We start from the raw sequence: 3,549 nt of genomic DNA on the forward strand, positions 1-3,549 counted from the left end.
TTGGACAGCGCGCCGGGTCCTTGGACAGCGCGCCGGGTCCTTGGACAGCGCGCCGGGTCCTTGGACAGCGCGCCGTGTCCCCGAACAGGCTGCCGCCTTGCTAGCGGCCGGGCGGGAAGCCACCGGTGGCGACCGGGCCCCACTGCTCGACGGTCACCCGGACCAGCGACTTGCCCTGGCGCTGCATCGCGGCGCGGTACTCGTCCCAGTCCGGGTGCTCGCCGGAGATGGCCCGGAAGTAGTCCACCAGCGGATCGAGGGCCTCGGGCAGGTCCAGCACCTCGGCGCTGCCCTCCACCTGCACCCACGGGCCGTCCCACTCGTCAGACAGCACGCAGAGCACCACGTGCGGGTCACGCCTGGCGTTGGCGACCTTGGCCCGGGACGGGTAGGTGGAGACGACGACGCGGCCGTCCGCATCGACGCCGCAGGTGACCGGGGACAGCTGCAGCCGGCCGTCGCGCCGGGTCGTTCCCAGCAGCGCACGGTGTCGTGGCCGCAGGAACTCCAGCAGCGCGGACCGGTCCACGCGCTCGGCGGTGGCGGTACGTGGGGCCATCCGCACAGGGTAGACATCCGTCACCAGGGTGTGGCGGCCGGCGACGATGCCCACCTCGCGGGTTACCGTGGGTTGCCACGCAACCACGCGGCGACCCCTTGCGTCCGTACCCTTCGACGACGCCGTGCTGCCCCGAGGAGATCTGTGCACCGCCGCCCGCTGACCACACTCGTGGGGCTGACCGCACTCGCGCTGACGCTGACCGCCTGCACCGGTGGCTCGTCCTCCGTCGTGCTCGACGCGGCGGCCGCACCGCCGGCCCCGCCGATCGTCGAGACCGAGCCGGCGGCGCTGCCGACCGAGGTCGCCGAGCCGAGCGCGGAACCGAGCGCGGAGCCGGTTTTGGAGCGGTCGCCGGCCGCCCCCGCCACGCCCAGCTACGACGTCGCCGCCGCCCAGCGGACCCTTGCCGACCTCGGCTACTACCTGGGCGTTGCCGACGGCCGGCGCGGCCCGGCCTTCCGTAGCGCCGTCATGGCGTTCCAGAAGGTGCAGGGGCTGGGCGCCGACGGCACGATCGGAGCAGCCACCCTGCAGGCGCTCTCCGCCCCGAAGAAGCCGGTGCTGAAGGACTCCGGACCCAGCAACCGGGTCGAGATCGATCTCACCAAGCAGGTGCTCTACGTCGTCAAGGGCGGCGCCGTGCAGCGCATCCTGCCGATCAGCTCCGGCAACGGCGCGACCTACGCGCAGAAGGACGGCAGCAAGGCCAAGGCGCTGACGCCGGTCGGCTGGTACAAGGTGGAGCGCCGCATCGTCGGTGTGCGCGAGGCCGACCTCGGCACGCTGTACGACCCGCAGTACTTCTACCGCGGCTGGGCCATCCACGGCTCGAACAGCGTTCCGGCGCGGCCGGCCAGTCACGGCTGCGTGCGCGTCCCTCGCGCCGACGCCAAGTGGCTGCTGGACAACATCTCGGTCGGCATGTCCGTCCATCTCTACGGCGGCACCCACGTCTTCCCCGCCGGCAGCAGTGCGCCGGGGACCGACGCCCCGACCGGCGACACCGGCTCGGACACGACGACGCCCAGCCGGTCGGCGAAGCCCGCGCCGTCGCCGACACCGGGCAGCGCCGCCCCCTCGCCCACGCCCACCGACTCGTCGACTGCCTCGCCGGCCGCCTCGCGCAGTGCCTCGCCCGCTCCGCTCACGGTCCAGCCGAGCCCGAGCCCCACGCCGGTCCCCGCCTGAGGGCCGAGCCGGCTGCACGGTTCACGGTGATCTCGTCGGGCATCACAGCGGCATGCGCATCGGATCCCTCCTTCTTGTCCTCTGGCTGGTTGCCGGCGTCGCTGCCGTCGTGCAGCGCGGTTACCTGAGGAGTGACGTCGACTGCGCCCAGGCCGGCACGGTGGCCCTGACCGTCGTCGCCGGGCCGCTCAACTATCTCGGTGTCAACCCCGAGGTCGACTGCCCGGACGTCGAGGTGCCGCAACCCAGCACGTAGGTGCGGTGCTGCTCAGATCATCCTGACGCCGCAGGAGCTGCAGCTGGCGGAGGTCCTCGCCGAGCGCGGGGACGGGAACGCGTGAGCTGCCCGTGCGGCCTGTCGGCCTCGTACGACGACTGCTGCGGGCGCTACCACCGCGGTGCCGCAGCGCCTACGCCTGAGGCGCTGATGCGGTCTCGCTACACGGCTTTCGCGATCGGTGACGCCGACTACCTGCTGCGTACATGGCATCCGACGATGCGACCGTCGACGGTCGAGACGGGCTCGGGATGGCTGCGACTGGAGGTGCTGGACTCCTCCGGTGGGCTGCTCGACGTCGAGGGTGAGGTGCACTTCCGGGCGCACGCGCGGGGCGGGGTCCTGGAGGAGTGCAGCCGGTTCGTCCGTGACGGGGGCCGGTGGGTCTACCTGGGAGCGGTGTAGCAGGCACGGGTTGCTTCGTCAGGTATTCGCTGGACGTCCGGCTGAGGGCCGCCGATGCTGACCCCGATGGACGCTGCCGCGAGCGATGACGAGGCCGGCGGCGGTGCGGTGCCCGGCGTGTACCGCGGCGACGAGGGCCGGTCGGGGCCGGTGCTGCTCACGCTTGACGTCGACGGGGAGGTCTTCGCCGTTCGAGACGGCGGAGACGGCGGGACCCACTACCACTGGGTGAGCGGGCCAAATCGGCACTACGGCTTCGGGTCCAGCGGTGCACCGGACCTCCCTGTGGAGGAGCACCGGAAGGCCATCCGCACCTTCCTTTCCATGATCGACCCGAAGACGGGATACATCGCGGAGGACTGAGTCGCGAGTGCCGAGAACGCCACCGACGAGGTCCGGCCACGCCCACGCCCACACCTGTTCTCGGTGCCAGCAGCGCCCGCCTGGGCGGGGGCGCTGGCACCGAGGTCAGCTCGCCCAGCCCGGGCGGACACGAGACCAAAATCTTCGGAACATCCACAGGGCCAGGGTCCTGTTGATGTTCCGAAGATCTTGCTCAGCTTCGGCGGCACCCTGACATCCACGACCGACGGCACCCGGCGACACGCCGGGCTGCGGCGACAGGCAGCGGCACCGTCGCCGCTGACCTCAGCAACCGCACGGTACTGGCGGTTCTCGCCTACTGCGCTGGCTCAGCGGCTCCTACCGAGCGAAAAGAGCACCTATTCGTCGTCCCTCGCGGCATCGACTTCGACGTATGCGCCGACCCCTCGACGGAGATGAGGCGGCGGCGGCGGCCAGTACGGACCCGACAGCACGAAGGTGTCCCGTTCCTCTATCGCCTCCGTCGTGGTTACGGGCACCCATCGCTGGCCGTCCCAACGTTCAAGGCGCCATGGGCCGACGTACCAGGTGGTGCCATTTTCATCCTCGACGGCGTTGTCGAGGGCCCGGTGTGCGCCCACAGGCGGTGCGACCGGGTACCCCGACGGATGACGTGGCTGTTCCTCGCCGAGCACGGGTGGACGCTACGACCGAAGGGCGCTGAGGGTCAGGAGCACCTAGACCGAAGTTACGTGATCTTGGTCGGGTTGTAGCTCGCTGACCTGGGGTTTTG

At 71.1% G+C, this 3,549-nt stretch carries 5 protein-coding genes; 4 read left to right on the plus strand and 1 reads right to left on the minus strand.

What is annotated here, in order from left to right:
• Positions 1-100: 100 nt before the first annotated feature.
• On the minus strand, positions 101-559 hold the full coding sequence (locus tag WD794_10075) for a PPOX class F420-dependent oxidoreductase (GenBank protein MEX2290660.1): 459 nt from the start codon (positions 557-559) through the stop codon (positions 101-103).
• A 144-nt stretch (positions 560-703) separates the two neighbouring features.
• Between WD794_10075 and WD794_10080 the strand changes: the two genes are divergently transcribed.
• From WD794_10080 to WD794_10095, 4 genes are all read left to right on the plus strand, one after another.
• Positions 704-1,750, plus strand: coding sequence for a L,D-transpeptidase family protein (locus WD794_10080; GenBank protein ID MEX2290661.1), 1,047 nt, complete (start codon positions 704-706; stop codon positions 1,748-1,750).
• A gap of 52 nt (positions 1,751-1,802) precedes the next feature.
• Entirely contained in the window at positions 1,803-2,006 is a 204-nt protein-coding gene (locus WD794_10085) for a hypothetical protein (protein MEX2290662.1), read from the plus strand.
• An 81-nt stretch (positions 2,007-2,087) separates the two neighbouring features.
• Positions 2,088-2,432, plus strand: coding sequence for a YchJ family metal-binding protein (locus WD794_10090; protein ID MEX2290663.1), 345 nt, complete (start codon positions 2,088-2,090; stop codon positions 2,430-2,432).
• A gap of 66 nt (positions 2,433-2,498) precedes the next feature.
• Entirely contained in the window at positions 2,499-2,795 is a 297-nt protein-coding gene (locus WD794_10095; protein ID MEX2290664.1) for a hypothetical protein, read from the plus strand.
• Positions 2,796-3,549: the final 754 nt, after the last annotated feature.

The organism is Mycobacteriales bacterium (assembly GCA_040902655.1).
Lineage (GTDB): Bacteria > Actinomycetota > Actinomycetes > Mycobacteriales > SCTD01 > SCTD01.

Coding starts and splice junctions, on each gene's coding strand:
- WD794_10075 (MEX2290660.1), bottom strand. CDS start 559: ATGGCCCCACGTACCGCCACCGCCGAGCGCGTGGACCGGTCCGCGCTG.
- WD794_10085 (MEX2290662.1), top strand. CDS start 1,803: ATGCGCATCGGATCCCTCCTTCTTGTCCTCTGGCTGGTTGCCGGCGTC.
- WD794_10095 (MEX2290664.1), top strand. CDS start 2,499: ATGGACGCTGCCGCGAGCGATGACGAGGCCGGCGGCGGTGCGGTGCCC.